The sequence below is a fragment of the Paenibacillus sp. FSL R7-0345 genome (assembly GCF_038595055.1).
Classification (GTDB): domain Bacteria; phylum Bacillota; class Bacilli; order Paenibacillales; family Paenibacillaceae; genus Paenibacillus_AQ.
In genome coordinates this window covers 4,205,061-4,229,247 of record NZ_CP152002.1, presented here as the reverse complement: position 1 = coordinate 4,229,247, position 24,187 = coordinate 4,205,061, and the positions used below count along the sequence as shown (strand labels likewise).

At 51.2% G+C, this 24,187-nt stretch carries 23 protein-coding genes; 16 read left to right on the top strand and 7 right to left on the bottom strand.

Annotation, left to right across the window (positions count from 1 at the left end):
- The first annotated feature begins 203 nt into the window (after positions 1–203).
- Positions 204–2,447, top strand: coding sequence for an AraC family transcriptional regulator (locus NST84_RS18110; protein WP_342561561.1), 2,244 nt, complete (start codon positions 204–206; stop codon positions 2,445–2,447).
- A 136-nt stretch (positions 2,448–2,583) separates the two neighbouring features.
- On the opposite strand, the gene NST84_RS18105 is transcribed toward NST84_RS18110, so the two are convergent.
- A complete protein-coding gene (locus NST84_RS18105; protein ID WP_068725563.1) occupies positions 2,584–3,468 on the bottom strand; it encodes a carbohydrate ABC transporter permease in 885 nt (294 codons plus the stop codon).
- A gap of 280 nt (positions 3,469–3,748) precedes the next feature.
- On the opposite strand from NST84_RS18105, the gene NST84_RS18100 reads away from it, so the two are divergent.
- From NST84_RS18100 to NST84_RS18065, 8 genes are all read left to right on the top strand, one after another.
- On the top strand, positions 3,749–4,708 hold the full coding sequence (locus NST84_RS18100; protein ID WP_342561560.1) for a sugar ABC transporter permease: 960 nt from the start codon (positions 3,749–3,751) through the stop codon (positions 4,706–4,708).
- A gap of 38 nt (positions 4,709–4,746) precedes the next feature.
- Positions 4,747–6,249: an extracellular solute-binding protein gene (locus NST84_RS18095; RefSeq protein WP_342561559.1), complete on the top strand. Its 1,503-nt coding sequence runs from the start codon at positions 4,747–4,749 to the stop codon at positions 6,247–6,249.
- A gap of 88 nt (positions 6,250–6,337) precedes the next feature.
- Positions 6,338–7,264, top strand: coding sequence for a pectinesterase family protein (locus tag NST84_RS18090; protein WP_342561558.1), 927 nt, complete (start codon positions 6,338–6,340; stop codon positions 7,262–7,264).
- Positions 7,265–7,310: 46 nt separating this feature from the next.
- Complete coding sequence (locus NST84_RS18085) at positions 7,311–8,468, top strand: glycoside hydrolase family 88 protein (protein ID WP_342561557.1); 1,158 nt, start codon at positions 7,311–7,313, stop codon at positions 8,466–8,468.
- Positions 8,452–9,816: a glycoside hydrolase family 28 protein gene (locus tag NST84_RS18080; protein ID WP_342561556.1), complete on the top strand. Its 1,365-nt coding sequence runs from the start codon at positions 8,452–8,454 to the stop codon at positions 9,814–9,816. Before NST84_RS18085 ends, NST84_RS18080 begins: the two co-directional genes overlap by 17 nt.
- A 13-nt stretch (positions 9,817–9,829) precedes the next feature.
- Positions 9,830–10,732, top strand: coding sequence for an alpha/beta fold hydrolase (locus NST84_RS18075; protein WP_342561555.1), 903 nt, complete (start codon positions 9,830–9,832; stop codon positions 10,730–10,732).
- Positions 10,733–10,776: 44 nt separating this feature from the next.
- Positions 10,777–12,348 carry a glycoside hydrolase family 43 protein gene (locus NST84_RS18070; protein ID WP_342561554.1) on the top strand — a complete coding sequence of 524 codons (1,572 nt, stop codon included), beginning with the start codon at positions 10,777–10,779 and terminating at the stop codon, positions 12,346–12,348.
- A gap of 170 nt (positions 12,349–12,518) precedes the next feature.
- Positions 12,519–13,505 carry an aldo/keto reductase gene (locus NST84_RS18065; RefSeq protein WP_342561553.1) on the top strand — a complete coding sequence of 329 codons (987 nt, stop codon included), beginning with the start codon at positions 12,519–12,521 and terminating at the stop codon, positions 13,503–13,505.
- A 368-nt stretch (positions 13,506–13,873) separates the two neighbouring features.
- Here the strand turns inward: NST84_RS18065 and NST84_RS18060 are convergent, their stop codons facing one another.
- Positions 13,874–14,143, bottom strand: a complete 270-nt coding sequence (locus NST84_RS18060; RefSeq protein WP_342561552.1) for a hypothetical protein — start codon at positions 14,141–14,143, stop codon at positions 13,874–13,876.
- Between the two features lie 97 nt (positions 14,144–14,240).
- Entirely contained in the window at positions 14,241–14,462 is a 222-nt protein-coding gene (locus NST84_RS18055; RefSeq protein WP_342561551.1) for a hypothetical protein, read from the bottom strand.
- 241 nt (positions 14,463–14,703) lie between these two features.
- Here NST84_RS18055 and NST84_RS18050 point away from each other — a divergent pair, with 241 nt between their 5' ends.
- Positions 14,704–15,543 carry a DegV family protein gene (locus NST84_RS18050; protein ID WP_342561550.1) on the top strand — a complete coding sequence of 280 codons (840 nt, stop codon included), beginning with the start codon at positions 14,704–14,706 and terminating at the stop codon, positions 15,541–15,543.
- Between the two features lie 212 nt (positions 15,544–15,755).
- Positions 15,756–16,109, top strand: a complete 354-nt coding sequence (locus NST84_RS18045) for a hypothetical protein (RefSeq protein WP_342561549.1) — start codon at positions 15,756–15,758, stop codon at positions 16,107–16,109.
- Between the two features lie 132 nt (positions 16,110–16,241).
- Here the strand turns inward: NST84_RS18045 and NST84_RS18040 are convergent, their stop codons facing one another.
- Entirely contained in the window at positions 16,242–16,610 is a 369-nt protein-coding gene (locus tag NST84_RS18040; RefSeq protein ID WP_342561548.1) for a hypothetical protein, read from the bottom strand.
- A gap of 175 nt (positions 16,611–16,785) precedes the next feature.
- Here NST84_RS18040 and NST84_RS18035 point away from each other — a divergent pair, with 175 nt between their 5' ends.
- Positions 16,786–17,805, top strand: coding sequence for a S66 peptidase family protein (locus NST84_RS18035; protein ID WP_342561547.1), 1,020 nt, complete (start codon positions 16,786–16,788; stop codon positions 17,803–17,805).
- 147 nt (positions 17,806–17,952) lie between these two features.
- On the opposite strand, the gene NST84_RS18030 is transcribed toward NST84_RS18035, so the two are convergent.
- The 3 genes from NST84_RS18030 to NST84_RS18020 form a co-directional block, all read right to left on the bottom strand.
- Positions 17,953–18,240 carry a YxcD family protein gene (locus NST84_RS18030; protein WP_342561546.1) on the bottom strand — a complete coding sequence of 96 codons (288 nt, stop codon included), beginning with the start codon at positions 18,238–18,240 and terminating at the stop codon, positions 17,953–17,955.
- The gene (locus NST84_RS18025; protein ID WP_342561545.1) at positions 18,240–18,671 is read right to left on the bottom strand and encodes a hypothetical protein; all 432 of its coding nucleotides are present in this window, start codon (positions 18,669–18,671) and stop codon (positions 18,240–18,242) included. Before NST84_RS18025 ends, NST84_RS18030 begins: the two co-directional genes overlap by 1 nt.
- Positions 18,672–18,843: 172 nt before the next feature.
- Positions 18,844–19,422, bottom strand: a complete 579-nt coding sequence (locus tag NST84_RS18020) for a carbonic anhydrase (protein ID WP_342561544.1) — start codon at positions 19,420–19,422, stop codon at positions 18,844–18,846.
- 280 nt (positions 19,423–19,702) lie between these two features.
- On the opposite strand from NST84_RS18020, the gene NST84_RS18015 reads away from it, so the two are divergent.
- From NST84_RS18015 to ffh, 4 genes are all read left to right on the top strand, one after another.
- On the top strand, positions 19,703–21,220 hold the full coding sequence (locus NST84_RS18015; protein ID WP_342561543.1) for a carboxypeptidase M32: 1,518 nt from the start codon (positions 19,703–19,705) through the stop codon (positions 21,218–21,220).
- Positions 21,221–21,311: 91 nt separating this feature from the next.
- Positions 21,312–21,959: a hemolysin III family protein gene (locus NST84_RS18010; RefSeq protein ID WP_277469396.1), complete on the top strand. Its 648-nt coding sequence runs from the start codon at positions 21,312–21,314 to the stop codon at positions 21,957–21,959.
- A gap of 147 nt (positions 21,960–22,106) precedes the next feature.
- Complete coding sequence (locus NST84_RS18005; protein WP_342561542.1) at positions 22,107–22,463, top strand: putative DNA-binding protein; 357 nt, start codon at positions 22,107–22,109, stop codon at positions 22,461–22,463.
- 21 nt (positions 22,464–22,484) lie between these two features.
- Positions 22,485–23,876, top strand: a complete 1,392-nt coding sequence (ffh, locus tag NST84_RS18000; RefSeq protein WP_342561541.1) for a signal recognition particle protein — start codon at positions 22,485–22,487, stop codon at positions 23,874–23,876.
- The last annotated feature ends 311 nt before the right edge of the window (positions 23,877–24,187 follow it).

Here is a 24,187-nt window from a genome sequence, read left to right as displayed (position 1 = left end):
GGCCAGATTAGTTAGATCAGATTATATATAGTTCCACAGTCCCGGCCGCCAGCGTAGTGTCTCTATTGTTAACGTGCTCAATATTCTGATGTACCTTACAAAAAAGCGGGAAAAGTTGCTGCACACGTTAAAAAAATCATGGCAACCCCTTTTTGAAAGCGCTATAATTAAAAGTAATGAGCAGAAATAAAAGGGGCAGCGCAATGAAAAAAGGAAGAATGTTCTACGGGATTTTTATTCCTATTCTCATCCTCGGGGTGGGGCTGGTTGCCAGCTTCGGCAGCTACATTTATATCAGTACGATCCGGTCGGTGGTCGGGCAGTTCTCCAGCAGCAAGCAGAGCTATGTCGAGCAGATCAAGAACAACCTGGAACATAAGATCCAGAGTATCGAGTATGCGTTTAATACGTTCAGTACGACGAGCTCATTTCAGGACCTGGTCACGAATCCGATTACGATCAAGGACTTCGAGGCTTACCGCAGTGTAAATTCGCAGCTGAATTATATTGCCTCCATGACGGCAGAGGGGACGGAATATTCGCTGATCAGTCTGGAGCAGAACTGGCAGATTATGAATGAGCGGCTGACCAGCCTGAGCGAAGCAGATGTGGAGCAGCTGCGTGAGCAGTATATCGACAACCAGAACCAGAGTTTATTTTGGGTCAAGACGGATAAGGGCATAAGGTTCGTTAATACACTGCCTGTGTTCTCCAGCAAAAAGCAGGCCATCGCCCTATCCGACATCTCGCAGTACACGCTGGACTCCATCATCAAGACGGACGAGAAGGCACAGGTCTACATCCTGAACAAATCTGGTGAACTGCTGTACGATTCCGGACAGAAGGAGACAGACCTGACACCCGGACAGCTTGCGGAGCTTAGCGGCATCGTCACCGCGGGTGAGGAGAACGGCAGGACTGAAATGGCCGCGGGCGGACACCAGCCGCTCCAGCTGCTGTATTCCAAGTCCTCCTACAATAATTGGATTTACTTGACGGAGCTGGACCAGGAGGAAATTGCCGGTACGCTCAAAATGACCAAATTCGGCCTGTACGCCCTGGGGCTGCTGAGTATTTTGCTGATTCTGGTTGTCGCTTATATCGTCGCTACTTATTTTACAAAACCGATACAGCGGATCAAGCGCAGTTTAGCTGTAGTCCCGCCGGTGAATACCAAAAACGAATTCGAATACATTATCCAGTCGATTGATACGATCCTTCTGGAGAAGGAATCGCTGGCCAGCCTGATTGAAGCGGAGATGCCGCAGCTGGAGACACAGCTGATTCTCAACCTGTTCCGCAGCCGTGTTACGGCCGAGGAGCTGGAGAAGAATCTGCAGCGCTTCGGCTATGCGCCGAATGGTACCCGGAGATACGTCACGATGCTGATTCAGCTTGACAGCCTGGGTGATCAGGGAGCCTCGAACAAAGATGTGCTGCTGCTGGCGATCAACAAAATGGTGGAGGAGCTTATTCCCGGGACGCAGCGGATGCTGCCGATTATCCTGAACGACGATACCCAGGCGACCATCCTGTCTTTGCCAGGGCAGAGTGAGCAGGAGCTGAACAAAGAGCTACTGGAATATGCAACGGCCCTGCTGAGGGCAGTGCGGAATTATCTGAAGGTCCCGATCAGCATCGGATTCAGCATGGCCTACAGTGATCTGCTGGAGAGCAAGGAAGCCTGTGAGATGGGTAAGCAGGCGCTGCACCAGCGGCTGAACCTCGGCAAGGAATCTATTATTTTTTATGAGGATATTTATAAGGTCGTATCCGGTCCGGTGCTGCTGCATTATCCGGCTGAGCTGGAGTCACAGCTGTTCAACGGCATTCGGCTTGGGGATAAAGAGCAGGTAACAGAAGCGCTCTATCCGTTTCTGGCCCAGCTGATCGGCAAGAACAAGAGCACACTTAATTTTGAGGTCATGCTGGTCAGACTCGTGAACAATCTGATTCAGCTGGAGCAGCATCTCGGCATTCAGGTTCTGCTGACCCAGGATAACAACAAGCTGTATCATCGTGTACTGGACATCCGCAATCCTGAGGAGATCGAACACCTGCTGGTGCAGGAGGTCATCTATCCGATGACCACAGCCATGAAGGAGAAGACGAGCAAGCAGTTCCGCTGCCTGTCCGACAAGATTACCGCCATTGTCCATTCCGAGTTTGATCAGGAGCTGACGCTGGAAGGCATCGGCGAGCGGCTGCACTATAATCCGAATTATCTCAGCAGCATTTTTAAGAAGGAATACGGTACCTCATTCAGTGAGTATCTGATGAATTACCGGCTGGAAATGGCCAAGAAATGGCTGTCGGAGACGGATATGACGATCCGGGAGATTGCCGAGCGTCTGCAATACCATAATCCGCAGAACTTTATCCGTTCCTTCCGTAAGAAGGAGCAGGTTACACCGGGCACTTACCGCAAGCTGCAGCAAGGTGCCTAACATAAAGCCATAATCTTAAGGTCACAGCAATAATCATCACAACCTTTTTAGTATGATCGGGTACAAAAAAACGGTATCGGCCTTTAGTAAAGGCGGTACCGTTTCTTTTTACAGTGTTTCTTTTCCTGCTATACAATTAACCCTTCACAGCCCCCATCAAGGCACCCTTGGTAAAGTGCTTCTGGACGAACGGATAAGCGACCAGCATCGGAACGGTAGCGACTACGATAACCGCCATCTTGATCGTCTGGGCCGGCGGGATAATATCGACCGAGGTGCCCTCAGCCTGCATCCCGCTGGAGACGATAACAATCTGGCGCAGCAGGACCTGAATCGGCCATTTTACCGAATCGTTAATGTAGAGAATGGCGTTCATGTAAGTGTTCCAGTAAGCAACAGCGTAGAACAGGGAGATGGTCGCGATGGACGGCAGGGCCAGCGGCAGCATGATTTTCAGGAAAATCCCGAAGTCGTTGCTTCCGTCAATCTTGGCCGACTCCTCAAGGCTGTCCGGCAGCGCCTGGAAGAAGTTGCGCATGATGATCATATTGAAGGCATTAATCGCTACCGGAAACACTAGGGACCAGTAGGAGTTGATGAGGCCGACCGATTTTACAACCAGAAAGGTTGGGATCATGCCCCCGCTGAACAGCATGGAGAATACGACGATGAAGTTAATGGTGTTTCTGAGCGGCAGATATTTGCGGGACAGGCCATAGGCCATCAGCGCCGTCAGAATCATACTTACAATGGTACCTACAATAGTGACACCTACGGATACGCCGAGGCCTTTGAAGATCGTCGGTGTGGACAGAATGTAGCGGTATGCATCCAGTGAAAAAGTGGTCGGGAACAGGATGAATTTCTTGGCAATCACTTCCTGGGTGGTCGCGAATGAGCTGGCGATAATGTTTACAAAAGGTAACAGACAGGCTAGTGCGATCAGAATCAGGATACCGGCATTTACGACCGTGAAGATCTGTCCGCCGAGTGATTCTTTTCTTCGTGAGCTGTGGTTCATTTCATATCCTCCTCGTATTCGGTTACCTTTCAACTGTAACAAGAGGGACAAATTACGTATATAATCCGGGCATGAGGTGTTGGGTTTAGCGCCGGAACAGGTGCCCTGGCCGGGCTATAATCATTATCTTATTCTGTAATCATCACAGGAGGTCAAAAGGGCATAAACGCTGCAGCCACAAGGCTTTTAAGCACGCAATCACATAATGATTATATACGTAACGCCGGAAATTCTTTAGTCTAGGGAGCGTAATCCCCGAATGACCAAAGGAGGCTGACAAGTGAAAGTTTCAAGCATCACCGCACCATCAAATCTGAATCTGGAAAAGAGGAAAGGCAGCGCGTTCCTGACCGCAGTAAAGAAATACAAGCTCTTATATCTGATGATATTGCCCGGACTGGTGTACTTCATTATGTTTAAGTACCTGCCGATGGGCGGACTTGTAATAGCGTTTCAGAACTATCAGCCGTTCCTCGGAATCACAGGCAGCGAATGGGTAGGGTTCAAGCATTTCATCCGGCTGTTCACAGAGCCTACCTTTATGATGCTGCTGCGCAACACGCTAATCCTGTTCGCGCTGAATATCGTGATTTTCTTTCCGTTGCCGATCATTGTCGCTTTAATGTTAAATGAACTTAAGAACCGCCATCTCAAAAACTGGATTCAGACGATTGTGTACATCCCCCACTTCATGTCTTGGGTTATCATTGTATCCATTACTTATGTATTTCTGACTGTGGACGGCGGGGTAATCAATGAATTGATCGCAAGTATGGGCTTCAAAAAAATCAGCTTCCTGACCTCACCGGAATGGCTGCGCACGATCTATATCGGCCAGATCATCTGGAAAGAGCTCGGCTGGTCCACGATCATTTATCTGGCCGCCATTACTGTAGTGGACCCTCAGCTGTACGAAGCTGCCGAAATGGACGGCGCTGCCCGTCTGCGCAAAACCTGGCATGTGACACTGCCGGCCATCCGTCCAGTCATCATCACCCTGCTGATCCTCAAAATCGGCAGCACGCTGGATCTTGGCTTTGAACATATGTATCTGCTGCTCAACTCGCTCAACCGCGAAGTGGCCGAAATTTTTGACACCTACATTTATACGGCGGGCTTGAAGAACGGCCAGCTCAGCTTCAGTACCACAGTAGGCTTGTTCAAAGGCGTAGTCGGTCTGATTCTCGTAATGGCCTCCAACAAGCTGGCCAAAAAGATGGGCGAAGACGGCGTTTACTAAGGCAGTGCCAATTAATCTACTTTTAAAGGAGAAGAGTTATGAAAAAAAGATGGGTCAGTATGCTTGCCTGCGTTACCGTGCTTTCCACATTACTGTCAGCGTGCGGGGGAGATAAAGAAGCAGAGAAAAACGCTGCCGTAGCTGATGAAAACACACCGCTGGAGATTACCTGGCTGAATATCCTGCATACCGCATCGCCGCCGACCGATACAATCAAGAAGCTGCTGGAGGAATACACCAATACCAAGCTCACCTTCAACTGGGTGCCTGATGCCTCCAAGGAGGAACGGATCACGACCGCGCTGGCCTCCGGCGAACTGGCTGATATCGTTACCTTGACCATGATGACCAACTCCTCGGTGCGGAGCTCGCTGAAATCCGGGCTGTTCTGGGATGTGGGCCCTTACCTTGATGATTACGATAATCTGGCCAAAATCGCACCGGAAGTCCGTGCAGCGGCTTCCATCGAAGGTGTCCTGTACGGCGTACCGTTCCAGAAGAACCTGGCGCGCTCCGGCCTGATCATGCGCAAGGACTGGCTGGATAAGCTGGGCCTGCCGGTTCCGACTACACTTGATGAAGTGTATGAGGTAGCAAGAGCTTTTACCGAGGATGATCCGGACGGCAACGGTGTTGACGATACAACCGGCTTCGGTGACCGTAACGATCTGCGCTACAGCAGCTTCAAAACACTGAGCTCCTACTTTGGCACACCAAACGGCTGGAAAGTGGATGAAAGCGGCAAGTTCACTCCGGAATTCGATACGCAGGAATATATGGATACCTTGAACTATTCCAAGAAGCTTTATGAAAACGGATACTTGGCGCAGGACTTTGCCGTTACAGCCAAAACCGACCAGCAGCAGCAGTTCGCCCAGGGTAAGACGGGGATTTACACCGGTATGGTCGACATCTCCAGTTTGAGAACACTTGCCCAGGATCTGCAGGAAGGTCTTGAACTTGTGCCGATCAACAAAATCTCTAACGGTGACGGTGAATACCACATCTGGTCCGAAGGCAGCGGCGTCGGCGGTCTGATGGCATTCCCGAAATCCGAGGTTAAAACCGAAGCTGAGCTGAAAAGACTGCTGCAGTTCGTCAACGACCTGATTGATGAAGAAGCATTCATGCTGATGACCGGCGGTATTGAAGGCACGCACTATGAATATGATGAAAACGGTGCTTATAAAGTCCTTAATACTGAGCTTTGGCAGGCCGATGTACAGCCGTTCTCCTCCAGCAGACCAAGCGAAATCTCTTATACGCTAAAGGATGCGAATCCGGAGAAGCAGCTGGCCAATGAACTGATCCGTGAAAATGACCAGTATGCCGTGTTTGATCCGACTGTGCCGCTCGATTCCGCAACCAATAACGAGCAGGGTACGGAGCTTGCAAAGATCATCACCGATGCTACATTTAAGTACATCATGGGACAGGCGACTGAAGCTGATTTCAAAAAAGCGGTACAGACCTGGAAGGATTCGGGCGGTACCAAGATTACTGAAGAGTATGAAGCAGCTTATAAGCTGACTCAGAAGTAGGATTTTAAGACCTGTGTCAAGTTTGGCGAGCCCACCCGCACCGGGTGGGTTCGTTGTGCAGGATATACGGGATTTGAGGTGATAAAAGATGAAGCATATGGTGATCAGCAGGACGGGCGGAGGAGACTTCAGCTCTGTTCAGGCTGCGGTGGACAGCATACCGGAAGGCACGGGGGGGTTAACTGTCCTGCACATTGAAGCGGGTGTTTATTATGAGAAGCTGCGTATCAATAAGCCGAATTTACGGCTGATTGGCGAAGGCGAAGTCAGGCTGACCTATGACGATTATGCGCGCAAGCCTGGGAACGAAGGGGCGCCGGCCGGTACCTTTGGCTCATGCAGCACTTACATTACCGGTGACAATATTAAGGCGGAGAATATTATTTTTGAAAATACAGCCGGCGGCAGTGACGAGGTGGCTCAGGCAGTTGCCCTGTATGTCGATGCCGACAAGGTGGCATTTCAGAACTGTACCTTTCTGGCGGCCCAGGATACGCTGTATCTGGCCAGGCCAAAGGAAGAAAAGGTGAACCGGAGCGGGCGCAATTATTTTGAACATTGCCGGATCACGGGAGATATCGATTTTATTTTCGGCTCGGCTACGGCTTATTTTCATGAATGCGAAATTACCAGCCTGAATCTTGGCAAGGAGATTAACGGCTATATTACGGCTGCCGCTACTCCTGAAGATAAGCAGACAGGCTTTGTGTTCCATAAATGCCGGCTGGTCAGCGATGCGGCCGAAGGCAGTGTATACCTGGGAAGACCGTGGCGGGACTATGCGCGGACTGTGTTCCTCGATTGCTGGCTGGGCGCACATATTTCCCGTGAGGGCTGGAATGACTGGGATAAAGCCAGTGTATGGCATACCGTGCATTACGGCGAAGCCGGTTCTGAGGGGCCTGGGGCGCACGCGGACAAGCGAGTAGGCTGGTCTAAGCAATTGCGCGGGAGCGAGCTGGAACGCTTTACGCTTGAGGCTGTTTTTGGCGGGGAAACGGACTGGATTTCTTGAGGTTAAGTGTTGATGGGCTATTTTAACAATAAGAGGAGGCTGTAAAGTGGGAGAGAAATGGGCTGTAAAGACGGCGGATACGCTGATGGAGCGTCTGCCGAGACTGTATGAGGATAAGGGTTACAGCGGCAAATGGTCATACGATTACGGTGTAGTGCTAAAGGGTTATGAGCTGCTGTGGAAGCAGACGGGTGAACGCAAATATTTTAATTATATCGCTGACAATATGGACTATTTCATTCAGGAGGATGGCCATATCCGCGGCTACCGTAAGGATGAATACAACATCGATCATATCAACAACGGCAAGCTGCTGTTTACGCTGTATGCAGAGACCGGACTTGAAAAATATAAGCTGGCGGCCGCCAGCCTGCGGGATCAGCTGCAGACTCATCCCCGGACTTCTGAGGGTGCTTTCTGGCACAAAAACATTTATCCGTACCAGATCTGGCTCGACGGACTCTATATGGGATCGCCGTTCTATCTGCAGTATCTGCTGGCTTTTGAAGAGGGAGCGGATCTGGGGGATGTGACGAAGCAGTTTATTTTGTGCGAAAAGCATACCAAGGACCCGGTAACGGGACTGCTGTTCCATGCCTGGGACGAAAAAAAGGTTCAGCCATGGTGCAATCCTGAGACCGGTCTGTCCGAAAATTTCTGGGGACGTTCGATGGGCTGGTATCTGATGGCCCTGGTGGATGTGCTGGAAATGCTGCCGGAAGATCATGCTGACTATGCTGAGCTGGTGCGGATTTTGCGGGATACACTTGGCGCGTTAAAGGAGTATCAGGATGCCGAAGCAGGCGTGTGGTACCAGGTGGTTAATCTGGGAGAACGTAAAGGCAACTATCTGGAAGCATCGGCTTCCAGCATGATCGTGTATGCCATCGGCAAAGGAATCCGCTTAGGCGCTCTGGATGAGAGCTGGACTGAGGTGCTGGACCGCGCTTACGCCGGACTGATTGCCGAATTTGTGCTTATAACGAAGGAAGGCCGGGTCAACCTGAACAAAAACTGCCAGGTAGCGGGACTCGGCGGTGCAGACAAACGGGACGGAACCTATGCGTATTACATCAGCGAGCCGATTATTACGAACGACCAGAAGGGGCTGGGGGCATTCCTGCAGGCTTGTGCTGAGTATGAACAGTTAAGAGCGGGCCGGGATGATGCTTCGCCGGGAGGTATTTATGCAGCTGGTGTATAACATAGCAGATTTTGGTGCACAGCGCGACAGCGGTGTATTGGTTACCTCGGCGATTAATGAGGCGATTGCGGCGGCAAGTGAAGCGGGCGGCGGGACTGTGTATGTTCCGGCGGGCCGCTTCCTGAGCGGGGCTATTATTCTGAAAAGCAATATTGAGCTCCATTTAAGCCCGGGGGCCGTGCTGTCCTTCAGTACAGATCAGGCTGATTACCCGGTGGTGGAATCCAGATGGGAAGGCGTCCGGCAGCAGGTCTACGCTTCCTGTATTTACGGCAGTGACCTCGTCAACATCTCCATCACGGGCAGCGGAACGCTTGACGGCAACGGCGGACCGTGGTGGGATGTATTCCGTAACCGCCGTGAGGAGCTGGCGTTTCCGCGTCCGAAGCTGATCAGCTTTGACCGCTGCAGCCGGGTGACGATCAAGGATGTTACGCTGCAGAGCTCGCCAAGCTGGACAGTTAATCCGATTGAATGCAGCAATATCACTGTGGACAATGTCTCTATTGTGAACCCGGCTGATTCCCCCAATACGGACGGCATCGATCCGGAATCTTGCAACGGTGTGCGGATCAGCAACTGCAGCATTGACGTCGGGGACGACTGCATTGCGATCAAGGCGGGAACCGAGGATACGGCAGAGCGGATTGCGTGTGAAAATATTACGATCACGAACTGCACCATGGCCCACGGCCACGGCGCTGTCGTGCTCGGCAGTGAGATGAGCGGGGACATCCGTAATGTCGTCATCAGCAACTGTATCTTCAAGGAAACTGATCGTGGCATCCGCATGAAATCGCGGCGCGGCCGGGGCGGAACGGTTGAAGATATCCGCATCTCCAACATTGTAATGGATCATGTGCTGTGTCCGTTTACGATGAACCTCTATTACTTCTGCGGCCCGCGCGGCAAGGAGAAATATGTCTGGGACAAAAATCCGTATCCGGTTACGGAAGAGACGCCTTGCTTCCGCCGGGTGCATTTTGCCAACATAACCGCACGCAATGTGCATGCCGCTGCCGGGTTCCTGTACGGGCTGGCTGAGCAGTATGTATCTGAAGTGACGTTTAGCAATGTTGATATTTCCATGGCGGAGAATGCGGTGCCAGGCCATCCGGATATGATGACCGGCATGGAGGATATGCATAACCGCGGATTCTACCTCGGCAATGTCCGGGACGTAAAGTTCCATCAGGTGACGGTCGAGAATCATGAAGGACCGGCCTTCTATATTGAGAACGGGGAAGAAGTCGAGCTGGTTAGCTGCCAGTCGCGCAATACACGCAAGCCGGAGCAGCTGGAGGAGCGGGTAACGCTTGCCGGGACTGATCTGAATCTGAAAGGATAGGACGGTAGCTGAAATGAGTAATCATAAAGTTCCTTTGGAGTCACTGCTGGGTGATCTGCCGGAGCACGGTCCGGAACCTGTTGAAGCGGTGCTGCTGAAGCAGGAAATTCATGACGGCTTCCGCATGGAATCACTGCTGCTGGATTTGAACGGGCTGGAGAAGGTGCCGGCAACGCTCGTTAAGCCGCTGGAAGGTGACGGGCCGTTCCCTTTGGTGCTGTTCAACCATTCGCACGGCGGGAACTACACGAATGGCCGCAAGGAGCTGCTGAACAGCAGTTCTTATCTGCAGTCGCCTTCTTTTGCTAAGACGCTGACAGACATGGGCTATGCCGTCTGCTGCGTTGATATGTGGGGCTTCAACGAGCGCAGCGGTAAGGCCGAGAGCGAGCTGGTGAAGGAAATGCTCTGGACGGGCAAAGTCCTGTGGGGCATGATGCTCTACGACAGCCGCCGCGCGCTAGATTACCTGTGCTCTCGTGAAGATATAGACGCTGGGCGGATTGGCACGATAGGCATGTCCATGGGCGGGCTGATGGCCTGGTGGCTGGCAGCGCTGGATGAACGGGTCAAGGTAACGGTCGATATTTGCGGACAGGTGGAGGCTCAGACCTTAATCGATAAAAGAGGCCTGGATCATCACGGCTTCTACTCCTATGTTCCGGGGCTGCTCAAGCATTACACTACGCTTGAGATCCAGCAACGGATCGTTCCGCGGGCACGGATGAGCCTGAACGGCCGCAGCGACCGGATGTGTCCGGCAGAAGGTGTAAGACTGCTGGACAAAGGCTTGACTGCAGCTTATGAGGCTGCCGGCAAGCCGGAGCACTGGCGGAACGTTGCAGCGACGGGCGGGCATATGGAGACGCTGGAGATGCGCGTGGCCTGGCAGGCTTTTTTGGCGGAGCATTTGTAGGGAAGAGATGGGTTGCATATTCATTTTGGAAGGCGGGATTAGCTATGACTGCAATTATCCGAAATCCGGTACTGCCGGGATTTAACCCCGACCCGTGCATTCTGCGTGTCGGGGATACCTATTATATTGCTGTTTCATCGTTTGAGTGGCTGCCAGGGGTGCGGATCTATACATCCGGGAATCTCGCGGACTGGGAGCACTGTACGGACATTCTTACCTCGCAGGTCGATCTGCGAGGTAATCCCAAGAACTGCAGCATCTGGGCGCCGCAGCTGAGCTATCATGATAATCTGTTTTATCTGCTGTATACAGATGTTAAAAGCACCAAACGCCCTTTCAAGGACTGCCACAATTACCTGATGACAGCGCCGTCCATCGAAGGACCTTGGTCAGAGCCTGTATATCTGAACAGCAGCGGGTTCGACCCCTCCCTGTTCCATGACAGCGACGGCCGGAAATGGCTGCTGAATGCCCTGTGGGACTATCGCATTCTTGAAGGCAACAAGTCCAGCGGCATTGTAATTCAGGAGTATGACACTGCCGCGCAGCGGCTGATCGGCGAGCCGGCCAAGCTGTTTGACTGTACGCCGCTGAAGAAGACCGAAGCGCCGCATATTTATAAGCAGAACGGCTATTACTACCTGATTACCGCCGAAGGCGGGACAGGCTCCGGCCATGCCGTTACAGTGGCCCGCTCCCGGGAGCTTGCCGGTCCTTATGAGGTGGACCCGCAGAACCCGATGCTTACCTCGCGGAACAACCCGGACCTGCCGCTGCAGTGTGCCGGGCATGGCAGTCTGGTACAGACAACAGCCGGGGAGTGGTACATGGCCCATCTGTGTACCCGTCCCGTAGACGGCAAGTATGCCATTCTGGGACGCGAAACAGCGCTGCAGCAGGTGTACTGGGATGAAGCAGGCTGGCTGCGCCTCAGCGCAGGCGGCAATGAGCCGAAGCTTACGGTTCCGGCGCCGGAGGGTGTGGCTGTGAGCGGTGCGGACTCCGGCAAGCTGTTTGAGGACAGCTTCGACGGCCCGCAGCTGAAGAAGACATGGAATACACTGCGGATTCTGGCCGACGACAGCTGGTGTTCGCTGACAGCGCGTCCCGGCTATCTCCGGCTGACCGCCGGTGAATCGGTACAGAGCCTGTTCAGCCATCATATTCTGGCAGTCCGCCAGCGGGATTTAAGCTTCCGTGCTGAAACAGCGCTTGAATATCAGCCGGAGAGCTATCTGCAGATGGCAGGCCTGCTGCTGTACCTTAACGAAGACAATTACCTTTACGCGTATATCTCGCATGAGCAGGGTCAAGGCAGAGTACTGCGGCTGATGAAATGCGAAGCGGACAGCTTCAGCTATGAGCCGGAGACGATTGCTTTAGACGGGCAGTCGCCGGTACAGCTGGCTGTATCCGTTGATGGGGCTGCAGGACAATTCTTCTATCGCAGCAGTGATACGGATGAGTGGACAGCCCTGTACGGGCGGCAGGAGCTCGGCTTCCTCTCGGGAGGCTTCACCGGCAATTTCGTCTGCATAGCCGCCCACGATATGAACCAGTTCGCCGGCAGCTATGCAGATTTCTCGCATTTCCGGTATGAGGGTAAGGATTTGTAAGGTAAAGATGCGGGAGAACAGATGAACAGTGGAACAGAGGGAAAGATGAACAGCAAAGGATGGACGGCCATGCAGCCGTGCATCCTTTTTGCTTTTTATCATAGAGCGGAGTAATGTGATTATCTGAGAAGCTGTTTGTACAAATGAGGCTCAGGAGAGGCGGAGTGGAAATGAATACTAGAACACTGGGACGTGAAGGTCTGAAGGTATCGGCGCTTGGACTAGGCTGCATGGGGATGTCTGATTTCTACAGCGGACGGGATGATCAGGAGTCGGTGCGGACGATTTACCGTGCGTTTGATTTGGGCATTAATTTTCTGGATACCGCGGATATGTATGGAGTGGGCCGGAATGAGGAGCTGGTAGGCCGGGCGGTAAAAGGCCGCCGTAACGATGTAATCGTCGCTACCAAGTTCGGGAATGTGCGCAGCAGCGACGGAAAAATGCTTGGCATTAACGGCCGGCCGGAATATGTAAAGGAGGCCTGTGATGCCAGCCTGCGCCGGCTGGGCGTCGATCATATCGACCTGTATTACCAGCACCGCGTAGACCCGAATACACCGATTGAAGAGACGGTAGGCGCAATGGCTGATCTGGTGCAGGCGGGTAAAGTCCGTTTCCTCGGCTTGTCGGAAGCCGGAGCAGCTACCATTCAGCGTGCACACCAGGTGCATCCGATTTCGGCGCTGCAGACGGAATATTCACTCTGGAGCCGGGATGTTGAGGATGAGATTTTGCCGGTCTGCCGTGAGCTCGGCATTGGCTTTGTGCCGTACAGCCCGCTTGGCAGGGGCTTTCTGACCGGGCAGATCCGCACGTTTGAGGATTTGGCTGAGGATGACTACCGCCGCAATTCCCCGCGTTTTCAGGGCGAGAACTTTAATAAGAACCTGGAGCTTGTAGAGCGCATCAAAGAGATTGCTGCCGAACAGGAGGTTCAGCCGTCACAGCTGGCTCTGGCCTGGCTGCTCGCCCAGGGCGAAGACATTGTGCCAATCCCCGGCACCAAACGGACGAAGTACCTGGAAGAGAATGCAGGTGCTCTAGCAATCCGGCTAAGCGAAAAAGAACTGGAGCGTATTAATGAGGCGGCACCCAAAGGCAGCGCAGCTGGAACACGTTATCCCGAGCAGGGGATGAGAAGTGTTAGCCTGTAAAGCAGCAGGGGGAGCAGGATTGATCCTACAGCGAACTTGAATAACTTAAAAAAGATGATTCCGGTATTGCGGAATCATCTTTTTTTTGCCGAGGAGGCTTGTGCATGTATGGTTAATGCGAGCAAATGGCGAACAGTCACGGCTTTCCCGAATAGAAGGTCACCATAGAACTTATTTAAGTGTACATATGCCATCTAACTCCCCCGCTAAACCTCGCTATCAAAAATCTAGTTGGAAAAACGCTACTTAATTCCGCCGAAATTGTCCTCAAACCGGTAGATGACCCGAAATAGATGACGTTTTTCCACCTAATCGTTGTAGATGAACAGAATCATTGAAACCAAGTAGCAAATATCCAACCAGATAGTCTAAGGCAATGCCAAAATTCTGTTTAGCGTGGCTGCTGTTTCTTCCTGGCGGCGAAGCAGATTGTCAAGCTCCCACTTACGCGCAAAGATTTCATCATCACTCAGCTTTGTCTCAAGCAGGATGGCGGCAGCATTTTTTGTAATCAAACGATGTTTACAGAGCATTTCAACAGCCAGCAGATCAGTATCTTCATGAATGTCAGATGCCTGCGCCAGTTTAAGTATAGATGACGATAAGGCTGATACTAATCTGCTGTCCCACTCATTCATTAAATAAGCCAGGATATTATATCAACACGCTTGAAATCATGTTTGTCAATTGGCAAATTAGCTATGCTCAAGCAGATTCCCCCGCTCATGTACCGCTTTATTGCTCTTTCGGCCCGTTATCCTTCGGAACTACTCTTGCCGGACGGCTGACCCAGTTGCTGCGGTTCATCGGCTTAACGGCGTCAATCCGCGGATTAACCGGTTCCTGGACCGTTCCTTCAGGTGTCTGTGATCTTGCCGCGATTGCTTCCGGGTGCTGCCGTTTAGGAAGACCTCCGCCGTTATGCTTGCCCCGGTTCCATGCATTGTTCTTTCTCACTTGATACACTCCTTCTAAGATAAGCTGGTTTATACACCATATCACATCATGTAAAGGTTAGAAAGCACCTGATGTATAGAAAAGGCTGTGTAGTTTCTCCGGCATTCAGGGTAATAAAGGGGATGATTCCCTATCGTAGGGCCTAAGCACAAAAACGTTATTTTGACAAGTTATAAAATGTACTATTGATATTCTTTACTACTGTCTATAATGATATAGAATTTGAAAGGAGAGCACCCTGATGGCCATCAAGATAATTACGGACAGCGGTTCCGATCTACCCCTGGAGTATGTTGAGAAGTATAATGTGACGATTGTTCATCTGCCGGTTCATTTCGGGCATGATCTGATGCCTGAGGACACGGAGACCAAAGTCTTTTATCAAATGATGCGTGAATCCAAAGAGCTGCCGACAACGGCCAGTCCAAGTCCGCAAAGTTTCCTCGAAGCATTCAAGGAGGTGGAACCGGGTACAGATATTATGGTCCTCTGCATGTCATCCAATATCAGCAGTACTTATCAGACAGCCACAATTGCCAAGGAGATGTATGAGGAAGAAGGACATCCGAACGCGATTGAAGTTATAGATACGAAAAGATTTTCCGGAGGCCTGTCGCTTATTGTGGCAACGGCGGCGAGATTATCACTCACTTGCAGCCTGGCAGAACTAAAGGAAAAGGTACTTAAGCAAGTTGAGGAAACCACAGCCTACTTTACGCTGGATACATTAGAAAACGTTATTAAGGGCGGTCGTCTAAACCGTCTGTCAGGCGCGGTGGCGTCTGTACTTAACATCAAGCTGCTGCTGAAGATCAGCGAGGATGAGGGCAAAGTTGAGGTAGTGGAGAAAACCCGCGGCCTGCCTAAAGCGCTGAACCTGCTGCTGAGCAAGCTTGACGAGAAGCAGTATGATTATGAAAAAGCGGCGATTGCCATCGTTCATAGTAACTGTGAAAAACTGGCGCTGGAGATCAAATCGCGTATTCTTGAAAAGCATCCCTTTAAAGAAGTAGTATTCTCCAGCATGGGTCCGGTTATGGGGACTTATGCCGGTGAAGGCGGGATTGGAGTGGCTTTTTAAGCTGACCTGGTCTTGTCTACATAATTTGATGTACCGAAGAACCGTACCTGGCTGACTGCCGGTGTGCGGTTTTTGGCGTTGCTTGAAGGTGAGGGGATGAATGAACGCAAAGGGACTGTCCGCAGGACAACGGGTTAGCTTTCTCTCATAGACACCATCGTATAGGCATCAGCATAGAATGGAGCAAATCCCATTAACGGAGGTCAGACGCTATGTCGACATATAATACCGGCCAGAGTGCAGTTGTAATCTATCAGGCAGATCCGGCGGTGGTGCAGCATTTGCACGGTGTCCGCGATTCGCTGCATCAATCCTGTAAACCATACTTAAATCATAAAGTGAAGGTACAGACGCTTGACGGAATGACGCACGAAGGCACCATTGCCGGAATGGACAGCAAAAATATGTACCTGATGGTCACAGTCACTATGGACACGCCGCGCGGATTCTATAACCCGTATTACAAGCCGTATCCGGGGCCGGGATATCCTTATCCGGGACCTGTAAATAACAATGTGATTCTGCCGCTGGTTCTGTTCGAGCTGCTGGCTATCTCATTGATCTAACAACCGGGACGGGTGAGTGAAAAAAAGACATGATCCGCTTTGCTGCAACGGTGCAGCATAAGCGGTCATGTCTTTTAATGTTTTGGAGGGCTTCTCCCTCACATAGCTATTATAAAATCTGCAGCAGCAACCTTATTGCTGTCCTGCGCCGGGAGTTCCGCTGCGGAGGCTGATGCTATCCGCCTGAGCGGTTCCTGACTTTAACGTGTATTGAATAACATCGCCTGCCTTGAGCGAGGAGAGGCTGAGTGCAGCTTCAGTACGTTTGCCGTCTGTGAAGGAGACAGATAGCAGCTTGGTGCTGGAGGTTACGGTAATGACAGCCGTTTCTTCCGTAAAGCTCATCTGGCCGCCGCCCTGCGGGCCCGCTCCCCGCTGCTCCCCGCCGCCGTCTCCGGTTTCGCCGGCAGGCCGGCTGGACGGCGGTAATCCTTCAGCGCCGCCTGCCGGGGCGGCTCCGCCCAGGAGATGCCAACGTTCTGAGATAATATACCAGCCCATTCTGAAAGAAACTTGAAAGCCGGGCTCGTTTTCACATTATTTTTAAGCGTGCGCATTCTACTTTCAGAGCGAGCCGGTAAGGTGATAAACTGGGAGGAGTCTTTAACGGAACAACTTTCAGGGCACGGTCTTGGCCGTTTACGGGGAGATACTGCTAACCAAAGGAGGATTTATAATGATTACATATCCAATACTGAAACATGGGGCCGTCATTGGTGTAACTGCTTCTTCGCTTGGAGTGGATGAGCAGCACCGGGATATTTTTGACGAGGCTGTGGAGCGGATGGAGGCAAGAGGCTATCAGGTAATTGTTGGAGAGACGGTCTACAAGCAGGATAAAGCGAGGTCTGCTCCGGGTAAAGAGCGGGGGCTGGAGTTTAACCGGATGATAGAGGACGAATCCATCGGCCTGATCATACCGCCATGGGGCGGCGAGCTGCTGATTGAAATGCTGGAGTTCATTAATTTTGACCAGATGAAGCCGAAATGGGTGCTGGGATTCTCCGACATCAGCCTGCTGCTGTTTGTAATCACCTTGCGCACGGGTATTGCTACCGCACAGGGGCCTGGCTTCGGAGATTTGCGCGGAAAGCAGACAGATGAGACGACCGGCATGTGGCAACAGGTGCTCTCCACACAGGCTGGCGGCAGCATTGTCCAGCAATCCTCTCTAAAACATCAGGGGACAGAGATGGGGGAGGACAGCCCGTCGCCTTACCTGTTCAATCTGAACACCCCCACACGATGGAAGTCGGTACCGGATCAGGATGTTTTGCTCAAAGGCCGTCTGCTCGGCGGCTGCATTGATGTCATCCGGCATATTATCGGGACACCGTACGGCGACGTACAGCACTTCAACCGGCAGTTCATACACGGGGAGCCCATCCTCTGGTACCTGGAAAATTGCGAGCTGAACACAGCGGATCTCCGCAGATCGCTTGTCCACATGAAATATGCCGGCTGGTTTGACAATTGCTCGGGGATTTTGTTTGGACGGAGCGGAGGCAATCAGCCGCTGCTCGGCTATACGGCAGAAGAGGTGTACCGGGATTTGGCGGACGAACTGCAGCTGCCGGTGGTTTACGATCTTGATTTCGGGCATGTTCCGCCGCAGATGACACTGGTTAACGGCGCTTATGCCGAGGTGGAGGTAGTGAACGGCCGGGGAACAGTGAAGCAATATTTTCACGAATAACAGATAAGTAGCATATACGCTAAAATATCTCCACGAAACAGGGTCCAAACATAGAGACTGATCCAGGCACTTGACGGGGATTCGGTAACTTATAGATTTATACTAATAAAAAAGAGGCAGCCCGCCGGGCTGCCTCTTAACGCCTTATTACATACTCACAATTGCGGTAATTTCTTCATCCAGATCCAGCCGTACGTTCTCGCGGTAAGCACGGATGCCGTACTCGCTGTGCAGATAGCGTAGAATGGCTTCAATCATGTTGGATTCCACCAGGTATTGGCTGCGTCCCTGAATCCAGACCTCTGCGGTGTAGCCGGTATCTTCATCCCAGCTTAGCTCGACCTGGACATCCTGGACACGCACGCCTTTACGTTCAGCCATATGCATGCAGATGGCGTTAATAATTTCGTCCATACTGAGAACGGTCATTGACATTAGTAGCGGCCGTCTCTTTCTTCAAGTCTGCGTCTTTCTCTTCTGCGGCGGAAGAAGGACATTACAAGCACCACAACAAGATAGATCGCAAGCATATTAACGAGGAAGCCGAGAATGTTACCGAACGCGCCCATACCGGCAAACATGCTGCCGAACAGGAAACCGGCCAGACCGCCGATCATCATACCCTTCATCAGCCCGCCGCCGCTGAAAAATCCGCGTTTTGCAGTGCTGGCAGTTCCGGCTGTAGTACCAGTAGTGCTATCACTTTTTCTTACATTATCCGTAGTAGATTTCTTCGGAGTCGTGGTAAAGCCGCGGCTGCCGGATTTAAACCCCCCGCGTTTCGCATCCGCAAAATCGGGAGCGGTTACAGCAAAGAACAGGGTAAAGGCCATCACAATCATCATTACGCGTTTCATAGATTTCATTTAGTACGAATACCCTCCTAAGATTGTCTTAAAATTTGTAGTTCTGCCCGGTAATACGTAGCATGCCCCAGGAGGTTTCAATTTTAAATAAAAATTTTTGGATTCATTTTTCCGGTGATTATCCGGAAATAAAAAAGGGCGTGGACATCAAGTCCACGCCAAAAAACATTTGTCAGAGAGTTGCCTTGTTCTCCACGTAACCTTCCGAGACAAGCTCAAGCGCTCCGGTAGCCGGATCGATGACCATGCCGTGAACAGGTACGTTTGGGGGGAGTAAGGGATGGCGCTTAATAAGCTCCACAGTCTGAATTACCCCGTCCTTCACATTGTCAAACCCGCGCAGCCATTTGGTCAGCTTGATTCCCGAATTCTCAAGTGTCGACAGCACTTCTTCAGATATGCCGCGCTCTTTAATCGAGTTGATCATCTTGTCAGCGTTCAGGGAAGCCATACCGCATTCATAGTGGCCGACGACAATGACTTCTTCCGCATCGAGCTCATATAGCGCAACCATAACACTGCGCATAACCGAACCGAACGGCTGGGAGATGACGGCACCGGCGTTTTTAATGATTTTGACATCACCGTTTTTGAAATTCATCGCTTTCGGCAAAAGCTCTACCAGGCGCGTATCCATACAGGTGATAACCAGCATTTTTTTATCCGGGAAACGGCTGGTCAGATAGGACTCGTATTCTTTTTCCTCAACAAACTTCTTGTTAAAATCCAAAATTTCCGATACGTGTGTCATGACCATGCTTCCTCCTAAAAATAGTATTGTGTAATGTAGGCTTTACGTATGTACGTAAGGTCTATTCACCAGTTTGGTAATGAATGAACTATTTCAAATTTGAAGCTGAAAGCTCTGAAATGATTATAAGGATAATAAAACACGGACGTCAATAACCAGGTGTGATTGCAGCTGCAGCAATAGCTCCATTTCCCGCATGTGACGGGCAAAGTTGCTTATCCCCATCCAAAAAAGTATCATCAAGAAGAATAAGGAAAACAGAGAAAGCAGGTGGATGGAAATGGAACAGGCAATTCAGGAAAAATGGGAACAGTTTCAGGAGTTATTATCTAAAATCAGCGGCTATGCCGAAGCCATCGGTCTTCTTCACTGGGATTTGCGTACAGGAGCGCCCCGTAAAGGTGTAGAGGTCCGCTCGGGAACGATCGGTGTACTCTCGGGTGAGCTTTTCCGGCTGGAGACGTCAGAGGAAATGGGTTCATTCACCGAGTTTTTCAGTGCTCCTGAGGTAGCAGGCCAGCTCAGTGATATCCAGAACAAAATGGTAAAGGACTGCCGCAAGGAGTATGAACGCAGCAAGAGTATTCCTTCTAAAAAATTCGAAGAGTACTCCGTTCTGGCCGCTCATTCGGAGAGTATGTGGGAGGAAGCCAAGGCGAATGATGATTTTGCCTCCTTTGAGCCGTTCCTGAGTAAAATTGTCGCCTTCAAGCAGGAATTCATCGACTATTGGGGTGTTAAGGATACCCGGTATGATACGCTGCTGGATATGTATGAGCCGGATCTGACTGTCGCCAAAGTGGACGAGCTGTTCGGCCGTCTGCGCAGCCGCCTGGTTCCGCTGGTAGAAGCGATCAGCGCTTCTGCAAACAAGCCGGATACCGAATTCCTGAGCCAGATCTACGCCAAAGAGCAGCAGGAAAAGTTCGGCCTGTTCGTGCTGGAGCAGATGGGCTATGACTTTGATGCAGGACGCCTGGACGAGAGTGTTCATCCGTTTGCTACCGGGCTTAACCCGGGCGATGTGCGCATTACAACCAATTACCTGCTGGATAATGTAACAAGTGCGATTTTCAGCTCACTGCATGAAGGCGGACACGCCCTGTATGAGCAGAATATCAGCAAGGATCTGATTGGAACGCCGCTTTCCGGAGGCACCTCAATGGGTATCCATGAGTCACAGTCCAGACTATGGGAAAATATGATCGGCCGCAGCCGCGCCTTTTGGCAACGTTATTATGGTGATCTGCAGCAGCATTTCCCGGAACAGCTCGCAGAGGTTGAAGTGGAGCAGTTCTACCGGGCGATCAACAGCGTAGCCAATTCCTTTATCCGGATTGAAGCGGATGAGCTGACTTATAACCTGCATATCATTATCCGGTATGAGATCGAGAAGCTGATCTTTAATGAAGGGCTGGAGGTCAAGGATCTGCCTAAGACCTGGAATGCTAAATATCAGGAATATCTCGGCATTACTCCGCCTTCAGATGCGCTGGGCGTCCTGCAGGATGTTCACTGGTCCGGCGGTGACTTCGGTTATTTTGCCTCCTACTCATTGGGGAATATGTATGCTGCCCAAATTCTTAATACACTGCGCAAGGAGCTGCCTGAATTCGACAGTCTGATTGCCGAAGGAAACCTGATCCCGATTAAAGAATGGCTGACGGACAAGATCTACCGCTTCGGCAAAAGCCTGACTCCGGCGCAGATTATCGAGCAGGTGACCGGTGAGCCGCTGAACCCTGATTATCTTGCCGATTATCTGGAAGCTAAATATACGGAGCTTTATAATTTGTAACCGTGCTCCGGCCTGTCTGTGCGCAGATAGGCTGGAATGGGCTCCGGGTTAACGGTATAATAGAAGGAAACGCACACGGAAGGATTTTGTTATGGCAAATACTTATACTTACAGCCGCAGGGAAGAGGTCGCTAATGCGATTACACATGGTATCGGTACGGTACTGAGTGTAGCTGCACTTGTTCTGCTTGTTGTTTTTGCCAGCTTGAAGGGGACGGCCTGGCATGTTGTCAGCTTCTCAATCTACGGGACAACGATGCTGCTGCTGTATCTTAACTCTACGCTGGTGCATAGTCTGCGGGAGGGCAAGGCGAAGGATCTGTTTGAATTCTTCGATCATTCCTCCATTTATCTGTTCATTGCCGGTACCTATACGCCGTTTCTGCTTGTTGCGATCCGCGGACCGCTGGGCTGGAGCCTGTTCGGTATCGTCTGGGGAGTAGCGCTATTCGGTGTAGCCTTCAAGGCTTTTTTCGTCAAAAAATTCCTGTTCATGTCGACGATTTTTTACATCGCCATGGGCTGGCTGATTGTAATCGCCTGGAGTCCGCTGTCAGCGGCTGTTGCAGGCGGCGGGATGGCGCTGCTGATGACCGGGGGCATTCTGTACACGCTGGGAACGATCTTTTATGTATGGAGAGGGTTTCCGTTTCACCATGCTGTCTGGCATATATTCGTGCTTGCCGGAAGTGTAACACATTTCTTCGCTGTATTGATTTATCTGCTGCCCATCCGCTAAAAGCCGTAGAATAACAGGATAATGCTGCATTTTGCATACAAAAAAAGATGACAAGCAAAAAAGCTTGACATCTTTCTTTGTTTTCGGTATCATAAGGGACGTTGTGAAGCTGTAAAGTGTTTTTCCTTGACGAAGGGAGTGCCCTTGATGAGTCAGGAGAATAGGCTCGAGAAGACGAACCGGATTAACCTGTTATTCGCATTCTATGAACGGCTGCTTACTGATAAACAGCAAACGTTTCTGAAATATTATTTCCATGATGATTTCTCCCTGGGAGAGATCGCCGCGGAATTTGAAATCAGCCGCCAGGCCGTGTATGAGCATATCAAGCGTGCTGAGCAGGTTTTGGAAAATTACGAAGAGAAACTTGGCCTGCTGGCCAAGCATGACGACCGCAACCGGTTTTTAGAAGAATTGCGCAGACTGCCTGATAATGGGACGCTGCCTGAACAATATAAACAGCGTTTCACGGAGCTCGTGGATCGTTTGCAGAGGTTAGAGTAGCATGAAGGGAGCAAGCCGCATATGGCATTTGAAGGTTTAACCGGAAGATTGCAGAATGTGTTCAGCAAGCTGCGCGGCAAAGGCAAGGTATCCGAAGACGACGTAAACGAAGCCATGCGCGAGGTGCGTCTGGCGCTTCTGGAAGCCGATGTTAACTTCAAAGTCGTCAAGGATTTCGTGTCCAAGGTGAAAGAGAAGTCCATTGGCAAAGAAGTAATGGACAGCTTTACTCCCGGCATGGTCATCATCGACATCGTTAACAAGGAATTGACCGAGCTGATGGGCGGAAGCCAGTCCAAGCTGGCCAAGGCTAACAAGCCGCCGACTGTAATTATGATGGCGGGTCTGCAGGGGGCCGGTAAGACGACCACCTCAGGCAAGCTGGCCAAGCTGCTGCAGAAGGGCAATCACCGCCCGCTGCTTGTAGCAGGCGACATTTACCGTCCGGCAGCGATCAAACAGCTGCAAATCCTGGGTGAACAGATTAAAGTTCCGGTATTCGCACTCGGCGACCAGGTCAGTCCGGTAGAGATTGCCAGACAGGCTATCCAGCATGCGAAGGATAATAATCTGGATTATGTTATCATCGATACCGCAGGACGTCTGCATATTGATGAAGCGCTGATGGATGAGCTGAAGCAGATCCACAGTACAGTGAATCCTGATGAAGTACTGCTTGTAGTCGATGCTATGACCGGTCAGGATGCCGTAAACGTAGCAGAGAGCTTCAACAAGCAGCTTGAGCTTACCGGCGTTGTGCTGACCAAGCTCGACGGTGACACCCGCGGTGGTGCCGCGCTGTCCGTCAAGGCTGTAACCGGCTGCCCGATCAAGTTCGCCGCTCTCGGCGAGAAGATCGACGCGCTGGAGCCGTTCCATCCGGAACGTATGGCTTCCCGTATCCTTGGTATGGGCGACATGCTGTCTCTGATCGAGAAGGCCCAGGCCAACATCGACACTGAGAAAGCGAAGGAAATGGAACGTAAGATGCGTAATGCTGAATTTACGTTCGATGACTTCCTTGAACAGATGGACCAGGTCAAGAAGCTTGGCCCGATCGACCAGATTCTCGATATGCTGCCTGGCATGAACAAAGCCAAGGGCATGAAGGACCTGAAGGTGGACGACAAGCAGATGGGCCGCGTCGAAGCGATTGTTCATTCCATGACCAAAGCCGAGAAAGCCCAGCCTGAGATCATTAACCATAACCGCCGCAAGCGGATTGCCGCCGGCAGCGGAACCAACGTTGCTGAAGTCAACCGCCTCATCAAGCAATTTGATGAAATGCGCAAGATGATGAAGCAGTTCTCCGGTATGATGGGCGGAATGAGCGGCAAGGGCGGCAAGAAAAACGCCATGAAGCAGCTCAAGAGTCTTGGCGGTAAAGCCGGGATGAAGTTCCCTTTCCGTTGATCTAAAGGTTTTGTTTTGTTCTTAGTCTTTAGGGTTTCTCTTTTAAAGGTTTACCCATAGATCAGATATAGTACAACATCAGATGATCGAGCGGTTTTCGCTCTTAATCTTTTGCCTTTAATCTTTTGCCTTTAATCTTTTGACCTTAATCTTTTAACCTTAATCTTTTAAGCAGTAGTTTGTTTTAAACCCGTCGCCCGGTACCGCCGTAGTCAAGCGGGTCCCGTCAGGGACGAAAAGCGATTCCTGCACTCTCATCCCAAGATCCCGCCAGTCTGAATGCCCACGCCAGTTGCACTTAAGCGGGTGTC